Below are 18,762 nucleotides of genomic sequence, written 5' to 3' on the forward strand. Positions count from 1 at the left end.
CCGGGGGCAACACCAGCGGCCCGGCAAAGCCGGTTCCGCGGTGTTCCCCGAAGGAGCCGCGCGTGACAGAGGATCTGTTTGAATCGTCTGTCGAATCGCTGGGCCCGGGCGCGGTGTGGCTGCGTGCTTTTGCGACGCCGCATGAAGCCGCGCTGCTGGCCGGCGTGAACGAAGTGACGGCGCAGGCGCCGCTGCGCCACATGATCACGCCGGGCGGCTTTCGCATGTCGGTCGCGATGAGCAACTGCGGCGCGCTGGGCTGGGTCACGGATCGCACGGGCTACCGCTACGACACCATCGATCCGGACACCGGCCGGCCCTGGCCATGTATGCCGGAGGCCTTCTCGCAGCTCGCGACCGAGGCCGCGGCGGCCGCCGGCTTCGAGGGCTTTGTGCCGGATGCCTGCCTGCTCAACCGCTATGAAGCAGGCACGCGCCTTTCGTTGCACCAGGACCGCAACGAGCGCGACATGCGCTGGCCCATCGTCTCGGTGTCGCTCGGCATGCCGGCGGTCTTCCTCTTCGGCGGCGCGAAGCGTGCGGACAAGGCGTGCCGCGTGCCGCTCGCGCACGGCGACGTGGTCGTGTGGGGCGGGCCGGCGCGGCTGCACTACCACGGCGTGCTGCCGCTGAAGGAAGAGGCGCATCCTTTCATGGGCGCCTGCCGCATCAACCTGACCTTTCGCAAAGCCGGTTAGCGGGGGCGCGAGGAAGGCTCCCACGAATCGGGCGTGGTCGCGACGAGCGACCTGAGATCGGACCACGGCTTCGCACCCGGCACGCGCGTGCCGCCCGTCACCGCCACCTTTGCGAAGGCCACCATGCGCTCCTGCAGGTAGCGCAGGTCGGCCGGCGCCCAGGTCTCCATCGAATGCGGCCCGCGGGCCACCACGATCTCCTTCGCGCCGCGGATGCGGTCGTAGGCCGCGATCGTTCCTTCCACGCTCTCGGCGCGGTCCCACAGTCCCTTGCCGAAGAAGGCTGCTGGCCATTTGTCCATGCCCGCGAGCGTGGCCGAGCTCGGATAGAAGACGATGTGATGGTCGGCCGCCATGCCGGCCGCGAAGAGGTTGCGGTTGGCCAGGTCGGGCGATGCCGGCACGTAGCCCGCGCCGCTCGCGAAGGACGCGAGCAGGATCGCGCCCTTGATGTTCTTCAGGCCCTTGGGCGGCGTGCAAGTCACGCTCGGCATGTCGTAGCTGCACGATTCGACGAAGTTCTTCGTCATGGCCCAGGCGGTCGACATCGAGCCGCGCGAATAGCCGGCGAGGATGATCGGAATCCGGTCGGCCTTCGTGCCCGCGAGCAGCCGGCCGCCGGCCGCGCTGCCTTCGAGCAGTTGGCCCGAAGGCGTCAGCATGCGCATGCCGCGCCCGGTCTCGAGTTGCTCGAGCACGCGGAACACGTCCTCGCCCTGTTCGAGCGTGTGGGTGTCGCTGAAGCCGCCCGAGAGGCCTTCGCCGCGGCGGTCGTAGCCCAGCACGTCGAAGCCGGCCATGTTCAGCGCATGCAGGTTCTCGCGCCACCAGCGCTGGCCCATGGTCTCGGTGGTGGCGTTGGGGAAGGCGATGTCCACCGTCTTGCCGGTGGCCGGATCGATGCGGTAGGACTTCTCGTCAGGATGCTGGATCGCCGTGAGCTGGCCTCCACCACCGCTGGCCATGATGACCAGCGCACGCAGCTTGCCGCCCTTGCCGTCGTCCACGCCGCTGCCCTCGATGTACCAGCCGCGCAGCTTGATGGTGTCGTGCATCTTCAGGTCGATGCGCTCGAAGCTGTCGCGCGGTGCGCTGAATTCGACCGTGTAGCTGCGCGGCTCGGCCTCGGCGATCGATTCGTTGTAGGGCGCTTTGGCGAAGAAGGCCGGGCGCCGGATCTGCCGCAGGTCGACCTGGCCGTCGGGATCGATCCGGCCCGAGGGATCGACCACGCCGGTCGAGCGCGTCGCGCGCTCCTTGTTGGGCGGCAGCCAGCGCTGCATCTGCGCATCGATGTGGCGAAAGCAGGCGGCATCGGCCTTGCAAGCGTTCCAGCGCGCCTTGAGCTTGGCGTCGGTGAATTCATCGACGTGGAAGTCGCGGCCTGCGTAGTCCTTCGGCTGGCGGTTTGCGGTCAACAGCAAGGGAACGCAGACCGTGCCGCCGGCTGTGCTCGGCAGGAGGTAGCCGGGCAGTTCGGCATTGCGGTCGGTGCCGACGCGCGCCGTGCAGTCGGTGGATGGCGGCGCGGTGCGGGCCTCGCGAGGCGGCGCGTTGCTGCAGCCGGCCAGCAAGGCCATGGCTGCCAGGATGCAGCTGGCGGCGCGCGGCATGTTCGTCATGGTTCAAGTTCTCTTCGTTGCGGCAACCCGGGGAGCGAGTTTGCGCGTCTCGCCGATCGCCATCACGAAGAATTCGTCCTCCGGCATGCCGCGCGCCACGCGCAATTCGGCCAGCTTCCGCGGCGGCTCGTCCAGCGACTCGTCCGTCAGTTCGAAGGTGCCCCAGTGCACGCCGAGCGAGCGCTTGGCGCCGAGGTCGTCGTGGATCTGCAGCGCCTCCTCGACGTTCACATGCTGCGCGCTCATGAACCAGCGCGGCGCGTAGGCGCCGATGGGCAGCAGTGCGATGTCGAAGCCGCCGCCTTGTGCGGCTGTCTGCCTGTTCTCGAAATGCCGGCGGATGTCGCTGAAGTCGCGCGAGTAGCCGGTGTCGCCGGCAAAGAGCAGATGGCAGTCCGGCGCGAACACCGCAAAGCCGCCCCACAAGGTGGCGAGCGCATCGCGCGGTCCGCGCGAGGACCAGTGCTGTGCCGGCACCAGCACGACCTCGGCCTCGCCCTGCGGCGTCGCAATGCGATGGCTGTCCCACCAATCCAGCTCCACGGCATGCCGGATGCCCTGCGCCCTGAACCATGGCTGGAGGCCCAGCGGCACGACGAAGAGCGGCGGGCCGCCGGGCTGCCGCTTCAGCGCCGTCACCGACGCGGCATCGAGATGGTCGTAGTGGTTGTGCGAGACCAGCACCAGGTCCACATGCGGCAGCTCGGGCAGCGCGATGCCGGGCGGCACATGGCGCCGCGGCCCCGCGAACTGCACGGGCGAGGCGCGCTCGGAGAACATCGGGTCGGTCAGCAGCGTGAGGCCGCCGAGCTGGGCCAGCACAGTCGAGTGGCCGATCCACGTGACGGCGGGCGCCATCCGTGCGCCGGCCTTTGCGTTGGCGTGCAGCCACGGCAGATCGGGCGCCGCCCGGGGGATGGGCGCGAGCGGCGAGCGGGGCAGGCCGGCGCGCGCGGCCTCGCGGCGCCATCGCAGCAGCTCGGCGAGGCTCTTGGGCTGGAACTCGATGTAGTTGTTCTGGAAGCCGCGCGCGCGATGGTGCGGCGGCTTGGTGGGGCCGGGGGACGAAGACATGGTGTCGGATCGTGCCGTAGCCGGCTTAGCCGGCGATGAGCTTCTGCACCAGCTCGGCCGTGGTCGCCGCCGCGTACTTGCGCATCAGCCGCGCGCGGTGGATCTCGACCGTGCGGTGGCTGATGCCGAGCACCTTGCCGATTTCCTTCGAGGTCAGGCCCTGCATCACCTGGGCCGCCACCTCGCGCTCGCGCGGCGTGAGTTCGGCCTTGGCCGCCCTGCGCGAGCCGAGGTCCTCGAAGGTCCAGATGCCGGCTTCGTGCGGTGCGGCGCGGTTGAGCGCCTGGCCGCTCACGTGGCACCAGAAGGTCTCGCCCGCGAAGGCGCCATGCAGGCTGCCGACCCTTCTCATCATGCGGTTGTCGGCATAGCGGCCGCTCGCGTTGAGAATCGGCTCCATGCGCTTGCCGATGCGCTCGAATTCGGCGACGCTCGGGTAGAGCACGCGAAACGATTCACCGACGAGGTCATGAGGCGTGGTGCCGAACATCTCGCACAGGCGCGCATTGCAGTCGACGATGATGCGGTGGCGCGACAGCACCATGCCCACCGGCGCCTGCTCGAAGGCGAGCCGGTAGTCGATCGCGTGCAAAAGAGTGTCGGGTGTCTCCATTACGAAATACTACGTATGCCTGTACGTAGTATCGTCTCAGGCGCTTCATCAACCATTTCCGAACGAGGAACCATGGCCAACAAGATCTATCCCTCCGCCGACGCAGCGCTCAAGGGCGTCGTCGCCGACGGCCAGACACTCGCGGTCGGCGGCTTCGGCCTCTGCGGCATTCCCGAGGCGCTGATCGATGCGCTGCACGACTCGGGCGCCAAGAACCTGACCTGCATCTCCAACAACGCCGGCGTCGACGGCTTCGGCCTGGGCAAGCTGCTCGGCACGCGCCAGATCAAGAAGATGATCGCGAGCTACGTGGGCGAGAACAAGGAGTTCGAGCGCCAGTACCTGGCCGGCGAGCTCGAGCTCGAGTTCACGCCGCAGGGCACGCTGGCCGAGAAGCTGCGCGCCGGCGGCGCCGGCATCCCGGCCTTCTTCACCAAGACCGGCGTGGGCACGATGGTCGCGGAGGGCAAGGAGCTGCGCGAGTTCGATGGCGAGACCTATGTGATGGAACGCTCGCTGGTGCCCGATGTGGCGCTGGTCAAGGCTGACGTGGCCGACAAGTCGGGCAACCTGCGCTTCCGCCTCACGGCGCGCAACTTCAATCCGGCCGCCGCCATGGCCGGCAAGATCTGCATCGTCGAGGTCGAGAAGATCGTCGAGATCGGCGAGCTCGCGCCGGACGACATCCACCTGCCGGGCATCTACGTGCACCGCATCGTACTCAATGCCAAGCCCGAGAAGCGCATCGAGAAGCGCACCGTGAGCGCTGCGGTCGATGTCGCTGCCGCCAAGGTCGAGGCGCAGGCCGCCATCGCGCAGGCTGCCGTGAACACGGGCAGCCCGGCCACCATCAAGAACAAAGGAGCCTGACATGCCCTGGACCCAAGACCAGATGGCGGCACGCGCCGCGCAAGAACTCGAAGACGGTTTCTACGTCAACCTCGGCATCGGCATCCCCACGCTGGTGGCCAACTTCGTCGGCGACAAGGAAGTCTGGCTGCAGAGCGAGAACGGCATGCTCGGCATCGGCCCCTTTCCCACCGAGGACCAGGTCGACGCCGACCTGATCAACGCCGGCAAGCAGACCGTGACCACGATCCCCGGCTCGGCCATCTTCGGCAGCCACGAGAGCTTCGCGATGATCCGCGGCGGCAAGATCAACCTGTCGATCCTCGGTGCCATGCAGGTCAGCGCCAAGGGCGACCTCGCCAACTGGATGATCCCCGGCAAGATGGTCAAGGGCATGGGTGGCGCCATGGACCTGGTGGCCGGCGTCAAGCGCGTGATCGTGCTGATGGAACACGTCGCGAAGAAGAGGGACGGCACCGAGGACCTCAAGATCCTCGAGCAGTGCACCTTGCCGCTCACCGGCGTGGGCGTGGTCGACCGCGTCATCACCGACCTGGCCGTGATGGACGTCACGCCCGAGGGTCTCAAGGTGATCGAGCTCGCCGACGGCGTGACTTTCGAGGCGCTGCAGGCCAAGACGGGTGTGAAGCTGCTTCACTGAAGATGAAGGTCATCGGCGCGTTGCAGGGGCTCTGGCAGCAGGCCGGCCTGCCCGCCGATGCGCTGGACTTCGTGCAACTGAGCGGCGCCGATCCGGTGCTGCCCTCGTCATTCGCCGTCGGCGCGGCGGCGCAGAGCACCATCGCCGCTGCCGCGCTCGCGGCCTGCGAGCTGGGCCACCTGCGCGGCGTGCCGCGCCAGCAGGTCGCGGTCGACATGCTGCATGCCGCGCTCGATTGCACGGCCTGGTTCAGCATCGACGGCCACGTGCCGCCGCAATGGGATCCTTTCTCCGGCCTCTACCGTTGCGCAGACGGCTGGGTGCGCGTGCATGCCAACTTTGCCCACCATCGCGACGGCGCGCTGCGCCTGATGGGGCTGGCGCCGCCGACCGTGCAGCGCGCCGACGCCGAGGCGGCCATGGCGGCGTGGAGGGCCAACGACTTCGAACAGGCGGCGGCCGAAGCCGGCCTCGTAGCCACTGCCTTGCGCCGCTTCGACGAATGGGACGCGACGCCGCAGGGCCGGGCCGTGGCGGTACAGCCGCTCTTCACCATCGAGCGCATCGGCGACGCGCCGCCGCTGGGTTTGCCGCCGCTGCACGTCCACGAACGGCCCCTGACCGGGTTGCGTGTGCTCGATCTCACGCGTGTGCTCGCGGGGCCGGCCGGCTGCCGCGCGCTCGCGGCCTACGGTGCCGACGTGATGCTGGTCAATTCGCCGCAACTGCCCAACATCGAAGCCATCGCCGACACCAGCCGCGGCAAGCTCTCGGCCCACGCGGATCTGCGCAGCGAGGCGGGACGCGACGCGCTCGCGCGCCTGCTGGCCGATGCTCACGTGTTCGTGCAGGGCTACCGGCCCGGCGGCCTGGCGGCGCTCGGGTTCGGGGCCCAGGACGCGGCAATCCGGCGTCCGGGCATCGTCTACGTTTCGCTCTCGGCCTATGGGACCGAGGGGCCCTGGTCGCAGCGCCGCGGCTTCGATTCCCTGGTGCAGACCGCCATGGGCTTCAACCACGCCGAGGGCGAAGCGGCCGGCGACGGCAAGCCCAGGCCCTTGCCGATGCAGATCATCGACGAGGCGACCGGCTACCTGATCGCGATGGGCGCAGCCACTGCGCTGTGGCGCCAGCAGCAGGAGGGCGGCAGCTGGCATGTGCAGGTCTCGCTGGCGCAGACCGGGCATTGGCTGCGCGGGCTCGGACGGGTGCCCGGCGGCCTGGCGCTGGTCAAGCCCGACAGGGAGCCCTGGCTCGAGAGCGCGTCATCGGGTTTCGGCGAACTCCGCGCCATGCGCCACAGCGCGCGGCTGGCGCGAACGGCGGCCGGCTGGGCGCGTCCCTCGATGCCACCCGGCAGCCACCCGCCGATCTGGCCGTAAGTCCTAAAGCGCGCCAAGAAAAGCGACCACCATCGACAAGCCAAAGCTCGACGCAGTCATGAGGAGCGCGGCGCACAGGAGCCTGGCTTTGTGCGAGAGCCTGTGCCAGACCCGGCGCGCCCGGGCAGCAAGGCCCAGCGGCGCCAACCGTTTCAGCAACTCCGGGATGCCGGCCTTCGCCGTCGCCTTTTGAATCTCAGTCCCCATACCGTCAAGCGACACCTGGCGCGCATCCTCGAGCGGCTGGAGTTGGCCTCGCCCGGAGAAGCGGCGGACTGGTACCGCAAGCGCCAGGGCTCGCAGCATCGCAACTAGCCGGCGGCGGCATCCGCCGGCAGCAGCACCTCGCGCTGCGCCTCCACCGTCTCGCGCAGGAAGTTCCAGGTGGCCTGCATGCGCGCCAGGTGCCGCGTCTCGGCCGCCACCGACATCCAGAAGGTGCGCGTGAAATTGGCTTCACCCGGCAGCACGCGGCGCAGCGAGGCGTCGCGCTCGGCGATGAAGGCCGGCAGCACCGCGATGCCCGCACCCGCCGCGGCGGCCTGGTGCTGCGCGAGGATGCTGGTGCTGCGCAGCGCGAACGAATCGGGCCGGTACAGCTCGTCGAGGTACTGCAGCTCCTTGCTGAAGAGCAGGTCGTCCACGTAGCTGATGAAGCTGTGGCCGCGCAGGTCCTCGCGCGCAGCGATCGGCTTGTGCGATGCCAGGTAGTGCTCCGACGCGTAGAGACGCAGCACGTAGTCCGTCAGCTTGGTCACCACCACCGGCCCGCGCGCCGGGCGTTCGAGCGAGATCACGATGTCGGCCTCGCGGCGCGACAGGTGCACCAGCCGCGGCATCGCCAGCAGGTCGATCACGAGCTTGGGGTGCTGCTGCGCGAAGAGCGCGAGCCTCGGCGCCAGCACGATGGTGCCGAAGCCCTCGGTGGCGCCGATGCGCACCAGGCCCGACAGGCCCTCGCGCGAAGCGGGCGCCGCGCTCTCGACCGCGAGAAAGGCGCTCTCCATCGCCTCCACCTGCGGTTGCAGCCGGCGGCCCGCTTCGGTGAGGCGATGGCCGCCGGCCTCGCGCGAGAAGAGGGCGAGGCCGACTTCCTTCTCGAGCGCCTGGATGCGGCGCGCCACCGTCGTGTGGTCGACCGCGAGCCGGCGTGCAGCGCTCACCAGCGTGCCGGTGCGCGCGAGCTCCAGAAAGAAGCGCAGGTTGTCCCAGTCCATGCTTTGCAATTATGCAGATCGTTGGTGCGTATTTGTCTATTGCCATGGCAAAAGTGCAAAGCTAGCATCGGTTGCTGCACCCCATCAGGAGACAAAGTTCATGGACGCCACCACCACACCCGCGACCCAGATCGCGACCGTCAAGCTGCTGATCGGCGGCAAGTTCGTCGAGTCGAAAACCACCGAGTGGCGCGACATCGTCAACCCGGCCACGCAGCAAGTGCTGGCCCGCGTGCCCTTCGCCACGCAAGCCGAAGTCGATGCCGCCGTGGCCTCGGCCAAGGAAGCCTTCAAGACCTGGCGCAAGACGCCGATCGGCGCCCGCGCGCGCATCTTCCTGAAGTACCAGCAACTCATCCGCGAGAACATGGCCGAGCTGGCCGCGATCCTCACGGCCGAGCAGGGCAAGACCCTGCCCGATGCCGAAGGCGACGTGTTCCGCGGCCTCGAAGTGGTCGAGCACGCATCGAACATCGGCAACCTGCAGCTCGGCGAGCTGGCCAACAACGTCGCCAACGGCGTCGACACCTACACGCTGCTGCAGCCGCTGGGCGTGTGCGCGGGCATCACGCCCTTCAACTTCCCGGCCATGATCCCGCTGTGGATGTTCCCGATGGCCATCGTCACAGGCAACACCTTCGTGCTGAAGCCCTCCGAGCAGGACCCGATGGTCACGATGCGCCTGGCCGAGCTCGCGCTCGAAGCCGGCATCCCGGCCGGCGTGCTCAACGTCGTGCATGGCGGCGAGGCGGTGGTCAACGCGATCTGCGATCACAAGGACATCAAGGCGATCTCCTTCGTCGGCTCGACCAAGGTCGGCACCCACGTCTACAACCGCGCCACGCTCGCCGGCAAGCGCGTGCAATGCATGATGGGCGCCAAGAACCACGCCATCGTGATGCCCGATGCCAACAAGGAGCAGACGCTCAATGCGCTGGCCGGCGCGAGCTTCGGTGCGGCCGGGCAGCGCTGCATGGCGGTGTCGGTCGCGGTGCTGGTGGGCGAGGCGCAGAAGTGGGTGCCCGAACTGGTCGAGAAGGCCAAGACGCTGAAGATCGGCGCCGGCACCGAGAAGGGCGTGGACGTCGGTCCGCTGGTGTCGTGCGCGGCCTACGAGCGCGTCAACGGCTTGATCGAACGCGGCGTGGCCGACGGTGCCACGCTGGCGCTGGACGGCCGCAACCCCACGGTGCCCGGCTACGAAAAGGGCAACTTCGTCGGCCCGACGGTCTTCGCCGACGTCAAGCCCGGCATGACCATCTACGATCAGGAGATCTTCGGCCCGGTGCTGTGCCTGGCCAATGCCGAGAGCATCGACGAAGCCATCGAGCTCATCAACGCCAACCCGAACGGCAACGGCACCGCGATCTTCACGCAGTCGGGCGCCGCGGCGCGCCGCTTCCAGGAAGACATCGACGTCGGGCAGGTCGGCATCAACGTGCCGATCCCGGTGCCGGTGCCGATGTTCTCCTTCACCGGTTCGCGCGGCTCGAAACTCGGCGACCTCGGCCCCTATGGCAAGCAGGTCATCATGTTTTACACGCAGACCAAGACGGTGACGGAGCGCTGGTTCGACGACGACACGGCGCACGGGCTCAACACCACCATCAGCCTGAAGTAATCTCAGGGCGCATGGACTTCGAACTCTCCGAAGAGCAGCGGGCCTTCGCACAGACCGCGCGCGAATTCGCATCGGCCGAATTCGCGCCGCATGCCGCGCGCTGGGACGCCGAAGGTATCTTCCCGAAAGAGGCCATCGCGAAGGCGGGCGAGCTCGGCTTCTGCGGCCTCTATGCGCCCGAAAGCATCGAGGGCCTGGCGCTGCCGCGCCTTGACGCCACGCTGGTGTTCGAGGAGATGGCCGCGGTCGATCCGTCGACCACGGCCTTCATCACGATCCACAACATGGCGACCTGGATGCTCGGTACCTGGGGCGGACCCGTCGTGCGCGAGCAGTGGGGTGCCGATCTCACGAGCGGGCGCAAGCTGGCCTCGTACTGCCTGACCGAACCGGGCGCCGGCTCGGATGCCGGTTCGCTGAAGACGCGCGCCGAGCTCCAGGGCGCCGAGTACGTCATCAACGGCGGCAAGGCCTTCATCTCGGGCGCCGGTTCGACCGACGTGCTGGTGCTGATGGCGCGCACCGGCGGCGGCGGTGCGGGCGGCATTTCCGCCTTCGCGGTGCCCGCCGATGCGCCGGGCATCAGCTACGGCAAGAAAGAGCACAAGATGGGCTGGAACAGCCAGCCCACGCGCACCATCAACTTCGACAACGTGCGCGTGCCCGCCGCCCACCTGCTCGGCAGCGAAGGCGAGGGCTTTCGCATCGCGATGAAGGGGCTGGACGGCGGCCGCATCAACATCGCGACCTGCTCGGTCGGCGCGGCGCAGGGCGCGCTCGACGCGTCGCGCCGCTACCTGCACGAACGCAGCCAGTTCGGAAAGCCGCTCGCGAGCTTCCAGGCGCTGCAGTTCAAGCTGGCCGACATGGCGACCGAACTGGTGGCCGCGCGCCAGATGGTGAGGCTGGCCGCGAGCAGGCTCGACGCCGGGCATGCCGATGCGAGCACCTATTGCGCGATGGCCAAGCGCTTTGCGACCGACGTCGGCTTCAACGTCTGCAACGACGCGCTGCAGCTGCACGGCGGCTACGGCTATTTGAGCGAGTTCCCGCTGGAGCGGCTGGTGCGCGACACGCGCGTGCACCAGATCCTCGAAGGCACCAACGAAATCATGCGCGTGATCATCGCGCGCAAATTGCTGGAAGGCGAGAGTGATATCCGATGAGCGATGAAGTGGTCCTGTTCGACGAGATCCAAACGACCGGCGGCCGGCGCTTCGGCGTGGCGACGCTCAACACGCCGGCGGCGCTCAACGCGCTTTCGGTCGCGATGGTGCGGCTGCTCACGCCGAAGCTGCGCGAGTGGGCGCAGGATGCGGGCGTTGCCGGCGTGCTGCTGCAGGCCGCGGGCGAGAAGGCCTTCTGCGCCGGCGGCGACCTGCGCCAGCTCTACCAGACGCTGCTGGAATGCGGACCCGAACGCAACCCCTACGCCGAGCGTTTCTTCGCCGAGGAGTACGAGCTCGACTACCTGATCCACACCTTTCCCAAGCCCGTCCTGTGCTGGGGACACGGCATCGTGATGGGCGGCGGCATCGGGCTCATGGCGGGTGCCTCGCACCGCGTGGCCACGGCCCAGAGCCGCCTCGCGATGCCCGAGATCGGCATCGGCCTCTACCCCGACGTGGGCGGGAGCTGGTTCCTGCGCCGCATGCCGGGGCGCGTGGGCTTGTTCCTCGCGCTCTCCGGGGCCCACCTCAATGCAGCCGATGCCATCTTCTGCGGCCTGGCCGACCTGCTGGTGCCGCACGAGCGCAAGGCGCAGGTGCTGGACGAGATCGCCGCAGGCACATGGACCGGCGAGGCCAAGGCCGATCGCGCCGCGCTCTCGCGCATCCTGCTGCGTGCGGGCGAAGGCACCGAACTGCCGCCTTCCAAGGTGCGCGAGAATTTCGACTCCATCAACGCCTTGATGGCCGGCGACGACCTGGGCGACATCGCCAAGCGGCTGCGCGCGTTGCAAAGCGACGACCCTTGGCTGCAGACCGCGGCAAAAACCTTCGCCAAGGGCGCGCCGAGCTCGGCGGCGCTCAGCTTCGAACTCTGGCAGCGCGTGCACCGCATGTCGCTGGCCGAAGTCTTCCGGCTCGAGTACTGGGCCTCGCTGGGCTTCTGCGCGCACAAGGACTTTGCCGAGGGCATCCGCGCCGTGCTGATCGACAAGGACCGCAATCCGAAGTGGAACCCGGCCACGCTGGACGACATCACGCCAGCCTTCATTGAAGATCACCTGAAGGTCCGCGGCGAGATGGCGCCGGAACTCGCCGGGCTCGTGTGAGCGAATGACAACAACCCCCGACTCCGTTCACCCTGAGGCCTTCGACAAGCTCAGCCCGAACGGGTGGGAAGAGCACAAAACGGAGACACACATGAAGATCGCATTCATCGGCCTGGGCAACATGGGCGGCCCGATGGCCCTCAACCTGCACAAGGCCGGCCACGCACTCAGCGCTTTCGACCTTTCGGCCGAGGCCTGCAAGAAGCTCGGCGCCGAGGGACTGCCGATCGCCAAGTCGGCGGTGGACGCGCTCGCCGGCGCCGAGGTGGTGATCAGCATGCTGCCTGCAAGCCAGCATGTGGAGTCGCTCTACCTCGGCAGCGACGGCCAGCCCGGCCTGATGGAGAAGATCGCGGCCGGCACGCTGGTGATCGACAGCAGCACCATCGCCGCGGCAACTTCGCGCAAGGTGGCGGAAGCAGGCGCGAAACGCGGCGTGGCCGTGATCGATGCGCCCGTCTCGGGCGGCACCGGCGGCGCGATCGCGGGCACGCTGACCTTCATGGTCGGCGGTTCCGAAGCCGACCTTGAACGCGCGCGCCCGGTGCTGGAGAAGATGGGCGCCAACATCTTCCATGCCGGCGAGGCGGGCGCTGGCCAGACGGCCAAGATCTGCAACAACATGCTGCTCGGCATCCTGATGATCGGTACCTCCGAGGCGATCGCGCTCGGCGTGGCCAACGGGCTCGATCCCAAGGTGCTGTCGGAGATCATGCGGCGCAGCTCGGGCGGCAACTGGGCGCTCGAAAAATACAACCCGCTGCCCGGCGTGATGGAAAACGCGCCGGCCTCCAAGGGCTATGCCGGCGGCTTCGGCACTGACCTGATGCTCAAGGACCTGGGCCTCGCGCAGGAGAACGCCGCCGCGGTGCGCGCCGCCACGCCGCTCGGCGGGCTGGCGCGCAATCTGTATGCCGCGCACAGCCTGGCTGGGAATGGAGCGCTCGATTTTTCGAGTGTGATCAGGCTGGTGCAGAAGAAATAGGGTGCTGCGCCGCCCGCGCTGACGCGAGCGCGCAACGCCGGTGCCGGGCCGGCCGCGAAGTACTCCACGCAAGCGGTGTTTAAGCTGCGCCGCCGCCGCTGTGGCGGTGTCGATTGCTGCCGGGCTGCCTACCATCGTCGGATGCCGCGCCCCGTCCGCCGTCCATGAAGCAGCTCCACAGACTTGTTCGATCGGGCGTGGCTCGATTCGCTTTCGCCGCCTTCCTAGGCGCCTTGGCCATCGCCGCCCTGTACCTGGCGCTGCGCGAAACGCCGCAGCTTCATCAGCTCGGCGGCGCCGCGCAGCAGATGCGCACGTCGCCGGCCGACTGGACCGCCACCGAGAAGGACGGCTCCGAACTGCTGCGCGACCTGCGTGCCGGCGCGGTCCGCACTGTCGGCATCGCGGCCAATGCCGTCCTCGTGTCCACGACCGTCGGAGAGCGCTACTTCGTGGTCGACGGCCGAGGCTCCTTCGCCGCACTGGTCGTCGGCGAGGCGGCGAAGGCCGGCGATTCGAAATCGTTCCAGCTGGTCGTGCTGCCGGACACCACGGTCGGCGCACCTGCCGCAGACGACCGCACGCTGAGTGCGGCGCGCGATCTGGTGGGGGTGTTCCTCCCCATCCTACTCGTCGCGGTCCTTGTCTACATGATGCGCGACAGCATCGGCGCAAGCGCCAAGCTGGTCGAGAAGCCGACCGGCCTGCGCTTCGACGACGTCATCGGCGCCGGTGAGGCCAAGAACGCGCTGCAGGACATCGTCGACTACCTGAAGAACCCGAAGCGCTTCAGCGCGCTCGGCGCGCGACCGCCCTGCGGCGTGCTCATGCTCGGCGGACCCGGTGTCGGCAAGACGCTGCTCGCCAAGGCGCTTGCCGGCGAGTGCGGCGCCCGCTTCATCGCCACCAACGGCAGCGAGTTCACTTCCAAGTTCTATGGCGTCGGCGTGCAGAAGGTCAAGAAGCTCTTCGAGACCGCACGCAAGAACGCACCCTGCATCCTCTTCATCGACGAGATCGACGGCATCTCGAGGCGCAGCGCCGGCGGCTCGGGACCGGCGGAATCGGAGGGCAACCGCATCATCAACCAGTTGCTGGTCGAGATGGACGGCTTCGAGGCCAACGAGGGCGTCATCGTCGTCGGTGCCACCAACCTGGTCGACAACCTCGACGAGGCGCTGCTGCGCGAAGGGCGCTTCGATCGCCGCGTGAACGTCAAGCTGCCGGACGTGCGCGACCGTGCCGCCATCTTCCGGCTCTATGCCGCCAAGCTGCGCCTCGCCGGCGAGGTGGACTACGAGCAGCTGGCCCGCCTGACCACCGGGCTGTCGCCGGCGACCATCGCGCACGTCGTCAACCATGCGGCCCTCGTGGCGGCGCGCGCGAACGCGGAGGCGGTGTCGATGGACCATCTGATGGAAGCCATCGAGACCACGCGCATCGGCGAGCTCAACGGCGCGCAGCGTGCGCTCGGCGAGCGCGAGCGTCGATACATCGCGGTGCACGAGGCCGGCCACGCGCTCGTCTCCGTCGTGCTGGGCTACGGCAAGGTCGAGAAGGTCACCATCCTGCCGCGCGGCGGGTCGCTGGGCGCCACGCTCGTGACGCAGGAAGAAGACATGACGCTGGTGTTGAAGAGCGACATGGAAAAGCACATCCAGATGCTGCTGGGCGGCCGCAATGCCGAGCTGGCCGTGTTCGAGGAAGCATCGAGCGGCGCCAGCCACGACCTGCAGCAAGCCTCGAAGCTGGCGCTCGACATGGTCGGGCGCTACGGCTTCGGCGAAGACGGCGCGCTGTTCAGCCTGGGCGCGCTGCCGGCGCAGCACGCATCGCGGCAGGTCTCGGCCGCGGTGCGCCAGGCCAGCCTGCTGCTCGAAGGACTCAACGTGAAATGCCAGCAGATCATGCGCACGCACCGCCGCGCGCTCGACGAACTCACGGACGAATTGCTCGCCCACGAGACCGTGTCGGGCGAGCGCGTGCTCGAACTGGTCGGGCACCGCGGGCCGATGACGCTGGTCGCCTGAGCATCCTCAGAGCAGCTCGATCCCCGGCAGGCTCTTGAAGCAGCTCTCGCGCGTGATGCGAACAAAATCCTCCAGCCAGGGCCGAGCCGAGGTCGATGCGGTGCAGGCCATGTGCAGCTCGCCGGTCAATCCCTTGCGGCCCACGGGCCGGGCGGTGACGTAGCCGCGGTCCAGGTAGCCCTGCACCGCCCACAGCGGCAGCGCCGCGATCCCGCGGCCGCTGGCCACCAGCTGCAGCATCGCGACCGTGAGCTCGGTGGTGCGGCGCTGCGCCGGCTCGACGCCGGCCGGCGCCAGCACCTGACGCACGATGTCGAGCATGTCGTCGGGCACCGGGTAGGTGATCAGCGTCTGGTCGGCGAAGTGGCGGGCCGTGAGATGCGTCTTTGCCGTGAGCGGATGCTCGTTGGCCAGCAGGGCCATGATCTCGAAGCGGAAGAGGGGGTGGTAGTCGACGGTTTCGTCCGGGTCCTGCTCGGAAACGATGGCCACCTCGGCGCGTTTCTGCAGCACCAGCGCGATCGGGTCGGGATGGAAGCCCGAGACGATGTCGAGCTCGATCTCGGGCCAGCGGTTGCGAAACGCGTCCATCGCCGGCATCAGCCAGTCGAAGCAGGTGTGGCACTCCACCACGATGCGAAGCTGGCCGGCGCCGCCCTGCGCCAGGCGCGACACGTCGCGCTCCGCCTCCTCGACCAGCGGCAACGCGGCATCGGCAAGCTGCAGCAGGCGCAGGCCGGCGCCGCTGAACTGCGGCGGCACCGACTTGCGCTCGAACAAGGCCGCGCCGTAACGGTCTTCGAGCAGCTTGACCTGATGGGACAGCGCCGACTGCGTGAGGTTGAGCAGCTGGGCGGCGCGCACCAGGCTGCCGGTGTCGCGCAGCGCCACCAGGGTGCGCAGGTGGCGGATCTCGAGGATGGACTGGGCCATGAATGAAATTCAAGTTGACTGGCAAAAGCTTTCGTTTGAATCATAGGCGAGGAACGCCGACCATCGGGGGATGACACGTATCCATACTCTCGGCCTTCCGCGCATGGGCGCACAACGCGAACTCAAGCTCGCTCTCGAACAACACTGGCGCGGCGAGATCGACCGCGATGCGCTCGAAGCCGTCGGCCGCGAGCTGCGTGCGCGCCACTGGCAGGCCCAGCGCGACGCCGGCCTCGACTTCGTGACGGTGGGCGACTTCGCCTTCTACGATCACGTGGCCAACCACATCCAGCTGCTGGGCTGCGAGCCGGCGCGTTTCGACTTCCGGGGCGACGAGCCCGAGCTCTCGCGCTATTTCTCCATGGCGCGCGGCGTGGCCGACGAGGTGCACGATCACGGCTGCGCGCACGCCGAGCACGGCACTTTCGCGCTCGAGATGACCAAGTGGTTCGACACCAACTACCACTACCTCGTGCCCGAGTTCTCGCCGGCGACGCGCTTCAGCCTGCAATCGGTCCGCCTGTTCGACGAGGTGGCCGAGGCGCAGAAGGCCGGCCATGCAGTCAAGGCGGTGCTGCTCGGGCCGCTGAGCTTTCTCTGGCTCGGCAAGGAGAAGGAGGCCGGCTTCGACCGCTTCACGCTGCTCGAATCGCTGTTGCCAGTGTACGAACAGGTGCTCGCGCGCCTCAAGGCGCAGGGCGTCGAATGGGTGCAGATCGACGAGCCCATCCTCGGCCTGGACCTGCCCGACGCCTGGCGCCATGCCTTCGAGCGCAGCTACTGGCAGCTCGCGCGCCGAGCGCCGAAGCTGCTGCTTGCCACCTACTTCTCGCCGCTCTCGGACAACTTGCGCCTGGCCTGCCAACTGCCGGTGGCCGGCCTGCATGTCGATGCGGTGCGCGCGCCCGACGAGCTCACCGGCGTGGCCGACTGGCTGCCGGCGCACAAGGTGCTGTCGATCGGCATCGTCGACGGCCGCAACATCTGGCGCGCCGATCCCGATGCCGCGCTCGCGCGCTTGCGGCCCGTGGCGGACAAGCACCAGGGCGAGTTGTGGATCGCGCCTTCGTGCTCGCTGCTGCACGTGCCTTTCAGCCTCGCGACGGAGAACAAGCTCGATGTCGAACTGAAGAGCTGGCTCGCCTTCGCGGTGGAGAAGCTGGACGAGCTGCGCATGCTGCGCGCCGTGCTCGACGGCAAGGAGGCCGAAGTGCAGGACGCGCTTTCGGCAGCCCGCGCCGCCGTGGCTGCCCGCCGCGCCAGCCCGCGCGTGCACCGCGCCGACGTCGCATTGCGCCTCGCGCGCCGCGTGGCGGGCGACGACAGCCGTGCCTCGCCCTTCGCCGTGCGCCAGGCCGTACAGCGCGTGCGCTTCACGCTGCCGCCGCTGCCCACCACCACCATCGGCTCCTTTCCGCAGACGGTCGAGATCCGCACCGCGCGCGCCGCCTTCAAGCGCGGCGCGCTCGATGCCGCAGGCTACCGCGAGAAGATGCGCGCCGAGATCGCGCTCGCGGTGCGCAAGCAGGAAGAACTGGACATCGACGTGCTGGTGCACGGCGAGGCCGAGCGCAACGACATGGTCGAGTACTTCGGCGAGCAGCTCGACGGCTTCGCCTTCACCGCCAACGGCTGGGTGCAGTCCTACGGTTCGCGCTGCGTGAAGCCGCCCGTCATCTACGGCGACGTCGCGCGCCCGGCGCCGATGACGATCGAATGGACCGTCTATGCGCAAAGCCTCACGGCGCGGCCGATGAAGGGCATGCTGACCGGGCCGGTCACCATCCTGCAATGGTCCTTCGTGCGCGACGACCAGCCGCGCAGCGTGACCACCGAGCAGATCGCCTGGGCGATCCGCGACGAGGTGGTCGACCTGGAGCGCGCCGACATCGGCATCATTCAGATCGACGAGCCGGCCATCCGCGAAGGCCTGCCGCTGCGCCGCGCCGGCTGGAAGGCCTACCTCGAGAGCGCGACGCGCGCCTTCCGCATCAGCGCCTCGGGCGTGGCCGACCGCACGCAGATCCACACCCACATGTGCTACTCGGAATTCAACGACATCCTGCCCGAGATCGCGGCGATGGATGCCGACGTCATCACCATCGAGACCAGCCGCTCCGACATGGAGCTGCTGCGCGGTTTCGGCGAGTTCAAGTACCCGAACGAGATCGGCCCGGGCGTCTACGACATCCATTCGCCGCGCGTGCCGGCCGTCGACGAAATGCTGCGCCTGATGCGCAAGGCCGCTGCGGTGGTGCCGCCGGGCAACCTGTGGGTCAACCCCGATTGCGGCCTGAAGACCCGCGGTTGGCCGGAGACCGAGGCGGCGCTGGTGAACATGGTGGCGGCAGCGAAGGTGCTGCGCCAGGAACTGGCGCTTGAACCTCGAGTCAGTCGAGCAGTGTCATGCCCGCCGTGCGAACAGCTCCTCGGTCGAAGCTGACGGTCGAGCTGCAGCCTTCGTCCAAAGCAATCTGCGCGATGAGCAGATCCGCGAAACCAGCCTTTCCCGCCTTCTTGTCTTGAAAGCGGCGAACGGCTTGTTGGACGACTTCACGCTGCTGCAGGTGGAACCGTGGCGTCTCCAGAAGGTCGCTGATGGTTTCGCCGATTTCGCTAGGCGTCGCGCTGTAGATTCGCTCCAGCACCCAGCAAAGTTCGACCAGCACAACCAGACTGATGAAGCCGGGCGAACGTTCGCTAAGGCGCGTTTCGATGAAGCGTGTGGCGCTCGCGGATTGCCTGGGATCGTCTTGCGCGAGGTAACGCACCAGCACCTTGGTGTCGAGGCCGATCATG

At 68.3% G+C, this 18,762-nt stretch carries 17 protein-coding genes; 11 read left to right on the forward strand and 6 right to left on the reverse strand.

Annotated features, from left to right (window positions below; genetic code table 11):
• Nucleotides 1–62 precede the first annotated feature (62 nt).
• A complete protein-coding gene (gene alkB / locus ACSQ89_RS11255; protein ID WP_436292416.1) occupies nt 63–698 on the forward strand; it encodes a DNA oxidative demethylase AlkB in 636 nt (211 codons plus the stop codon).
• Here alkB and ACSQ89_RS11260 read toward each other — a convergent pair.
• Genes ACSQ89_RS11260 through ACSQ89_RS11270 form a run of 3 tightly spaced genes read right to left on the reverse strand, consistent with a single transcriptional unit; the run spans nt 695 to nt 3,986 of the window.
• Nucleotides 695–2,320, reverse strand: a complete 1,626-nt coding sequence (locus tag ACSQ89_RS11260) for a hypothetical protein (RefSeq protein ID WP_436292417.1) — start codon at nt 2,318–2,320, stop codon at nt 695–697. The genes alkB and ACSQ89_RS11260 overlap by 4 nt on opposite strands.
• Before the next feature lie 3 nt (nt 2,321–2,323).
• Complete coding sequence (locus tag ACSQ89_RS11265; RefSeq protein ID WP_436292418.1) at nt 2,324–3,394, reverse strand: MBL fold metallo-hydrolase; 1,071 nt, start codon at nt 3,392–3,394, stop codon at nt 2,324–2,326.
• A 25-nt stretch (nt 3,395–3,419) separates the two neighbouring features.
• Nucleotides 3,420–3,986 (reverse strand): LuxR C-terminal-related transcriptional regulator, encoded by a 567-nt coding sequence (locus tag ACSQ89_RS11270; protein WP_093109338.1) that lies wholly within the window; start codon nt 3,984–3,986, stop codon nt 3,420–3,422.
• 93 nt (nt 3,987–4,079) lie between these two features.
• Between ACSQ89_RS11270 and ACSQ89_RS11275 the strand changes: the two genes are divergently transcribed.
• From ACSQ89_RS11275 to ACSQ89_RS11290, 4 genes are all read left to right on the forward strand, one after another.
• Nucleotides 4,080–4,877, forward strand: coding sequence for a CoA transferase subunit A (locus ACSQ89_RS11275; RefSeq protein ID WP_436292419.1), 798 nt, complete (start codon nt 4,080–4,082; stop codon nt 4,875–4,877).
• A 1-nt stretch (nt 4,878) separates the two neighbouring features.
• Nucleotides 4,879–5,517 carry a 3-oxoacid CoA-transferase subunit B gene (locus ACSQ89_RS11280; protein ID WP_436292420.1) on the forward strand — a complete coding sequence of 213 codons (639 nt, stop codon included), beginning with the start codon at nt 4,879–4,881 and terminating at the stop codon, nt 5,515–5,517.
• A 2-nt stretch (nt 5,518–5,519) separates the two neighbouring features.
• Nucleotides 5,520–6,899, forward strand: a complete 1,380-nt coding sequence (locus ACSQ89_RS11285) for a CoA transferase (RefSeq protein WP_093109335.1) — start codon at nt 5,520–5,522, stop codon at nt 6,897–6,899.
• A 189-nt stretch (nt 6,900–7,088) separates the two neighbouring features.
• The gene (locus tag ACSQ89_RS11290) at nt 7,089–7,214 is read left to right on the forward strand and encodes a hypothetical protein (RefSeq protein WP_280142653.1); all 126 of its coding nucleotides are present in this window, start codon (nt 7,089–7,091) and stop codon (nt 7,212–7,214) included.
• On the opposite strand, the gene ACSQ89_RS11295 is transcribed toward ACSQ89_RS11290, so the two are convergent.
• Complete coding sequence (locus ACSQ89_RS11295; RefSeq protein ID WP_436292422.1) at nt 7,211–8,116, reverse strand: LysR substrate-binding domain-containing protein; 906 nt, start codon at nt 8,114–8,116, stop codon at nt 7,211–7,213. The two genes, ACSQ89_RS11290 and ACSQ89_RS11295, sit on opposite strands and share 4 nt — an antisense overlap.
• A gap of 100 nt (nt 8,117–8,216) precedes the next feature.
• On the opposite strand from ACSQ89_RS11295, the gene ACSQ89_RS11300 reads away from it, so the two are divergent.
• From ACSQ89_RS11300 to ACSQ89_RS11320, 5 genes are all read left to right on the forward strand, one after another.
• Complete coding sequence (locus tag ACSQ89_RS11300) at nt 8,217–9,737, forward strand: CoA-acylating methylmalonate-semialdehyde dehydrogenase (protein WP_093109332.1); 1,521 nt, start codon at nt 8,217–8,219, stop codon at nt 9,735–9,737.
• A gap of 11 nt (nt 9,738–9,748) precedes the next feature.
• On the forward strand, nt 9,749–10,903 hold the full coding sequence (locus tag ACSQ89_RS11305; RefSeq protein WP_093109331.1) for an acyl-CoA dehydrogenase family protein: 1,155 nt from the start codon (nt 9,749–9,751) through the stop codon (nt 10,901–10,903).
• Entirely contained in the window at nt 10,900–12,015 is a 1,116-nt protein-coding gene (locus ACSQ89_RS11310) for an enoyl-CoA hydratase/isomerase family protein (protein WP_436292423.1), read from the forward strand. Before ACSQ89_RS11305 ends, ACSQ89_RS11310 begins: the two co-directional genes overlap by 4 nt.
• Nucleotides 12,016–12,106: 91 nt before the next feature.
• The gene (gene mmsB, locus ACSQ89_RS11315) at nt 12,107–13,000 is read left to right on the forward strand and encodes a 3-hydroxyisobutyrate dehydrogenase (RefSeq protein ID WP_093109329.1); all 894 of its coding nucleotides are present in this window, start codon (nt 12,107–12,109) and stop codon (nt 12,998–13,000) included.
• Nucleotides 13,001–13,164: 164 nt separating this feature from the next.
• Nucleotides 13,165–15,030: an ATP-dependent metallopeptidase FtsH/Yme1/Tma family protein gene (locus ACSQ89_RS11320; protein ID WP_436292424.1), complete on the forward strand. Its 1,866-nt coding sequence runs from the start codon at nt 13,165–13,167 to the stop codon at nt 15,028–15,030.
• Nucleotides 15,031–15,036: 6 nt separating this feature from the next.
• Here the strand turns inward: ACSQ89_RS11320 and ACSQ89_RS11325 are convergent, their stop codons facing one another.
• Complete coding sequence (locus ACSQ89_RS11325) at nt 15,037–15,963, reverse strand: LysR family transcriptional regulator (protein WP_093109327.1); 927 nt, start codon at nt 15,961–15,963, stop codon at nt 15,037–15,039.
• Between the two features lie 70 nt (nt 15,964–16,033).
• Between ACSQ89_RS11325 and metE the strand changes: the two genes are divergently transcribed.
• A complete protein-coding gene (metE, locus tag ACSQ89_RS11330) occupies nt 16,034–18,406 on the forward strand; it encodes a 5-methyltetrahydropteroyltriglutamate--homocysteine S-methyltransferase (protein ID WP_436292425.1) in 2,373 nt (790 codons plus the stop codon).
• Here the strand turns inward: metE and ACSQ89_RS11335 are convergent.
• Complete coding sequence (locus ACSQ89_RS11335) at nt 18,354–18,761, reverse strand: PIN domain-containing protein (RefSeq protein WP_436292426.1); 408 nt, start codon at nt 18,759–18,761, stop codon at nt 18,354–18,356. The two genes, metE and ACSQ89_RS11335, sit on opposite strands and share 53 nt — an antisense overlap.
• Nucleotide 18,762: the final 1 nt, after the last annotated feature.

Source organism: Variovorax sp. LjRoot175, from assembly GCF_964253805.1.
GTDB lineage: Bacteria > Pseudomonadota > Gammaproteobacteria > Burkholderiales > Burkholderiaceae_C > Variovorax.

Bases quoted from the DNA above. Each gene is read 5' to 3' on its own strand.
- ACSQ89_RS11260 (WP_436292417.1), bottom strand. From the start codon at position 2,320: ATGACGAACATGCCGCGCGCCGCCAGCTGCATCCTGGCAGCCATGGCC.
- ACSQ89_RS11265 (WP_436292418.1), bottom strand. From the start codon at position 3,394: ATGTCTTCGTCCCCCGGCCCCACCAAGCCGCCGCACCATCGCGCGCGC.
- ACSQ89_RS11275 (WP_436292419.1), top strand. From the start codon at position 4,080: ATGGCCAACAAGATCTATCCCTCCGCCGACGCAGCGCTCAAGGGCGTC.
- ACSQ89_RS11280 (WP_436292420.1), top strand. From the start codon at position 4,879: ATGCCCTGGACCCAAGACCAGATGGCGGCACGCGCCGCGCAAGAACTC.
- ACSQ89_RS11285 (WP_093109335.1), top strand. From the start codon at position 5,520: ATGAAGGTCATCGGCGCGTTGCAGGGGCTCTGGCAGCAGGCCGGCCTG.
- ACSQ89_RS11295 (WP_436292422.1), bottom strand. From the start codon at position 8,116: ATGGACTGGGACAACCTGCGCTTCTTTCTGGAGCTCGCGCGCACCGGC.
- ACSQ89_RS11300 (WP_093109332.1), top strand. From the start codon at position 8,217: ATGGACGCCACCACCACACCCGCGACCCAGATCGCGACCGTCAAGCTG.
- ACSQ89_RS11305 (WP_093109331.1), top strand. From the start codon at position 9,749: ATGGACTTCGAACTCTCCGAAGAGCAGCGGGCCTTCGCACAGACCGCG.
- ACSQ89_RS11310 (WP_436292423.1), top strand. From the start codon at position 10,900: ATGAGCGATGAAGTGGTCCTGTTCGACGAGATCCAAACGACCGGCGGC.
- mmsB (WP_093109329.1), top strand. From the start codon at position 12,107: ATGAAGATCGCATTCATCGGCCTGGGCAACATGGGCGGCCCGATGGCC.
- ACSQ89_RS11320 (WP_436292424.1), top strand. From the start codon at position 13,165: ATGAAGCAGCTCCACAGACTTGTTCGATCGGGCGTGGCTCGATTCGCT.
- ACSQ89_RS11325 (WP_093109327.1), bottom strand. From the start codon at position 15,963: ATGGCCCAGTCCATCCTCGAGATCCGCCACCTGCGCACCCTGGTGGCG.
- metE (WP_436292425.1), top strand. From the start codon at position 16,034: ATGACACGTATCCATACTCTCGGCCTTCCGCGCATGGGCGCACAACGC.
- ACSQ89_RS11335 (WP_436292426.1), bottom strand. From the start codon at position 18,761: ATGATCGGCCTCGACACCAAGGTGCTGGTGCGTTACCTCGCGCAAGAC.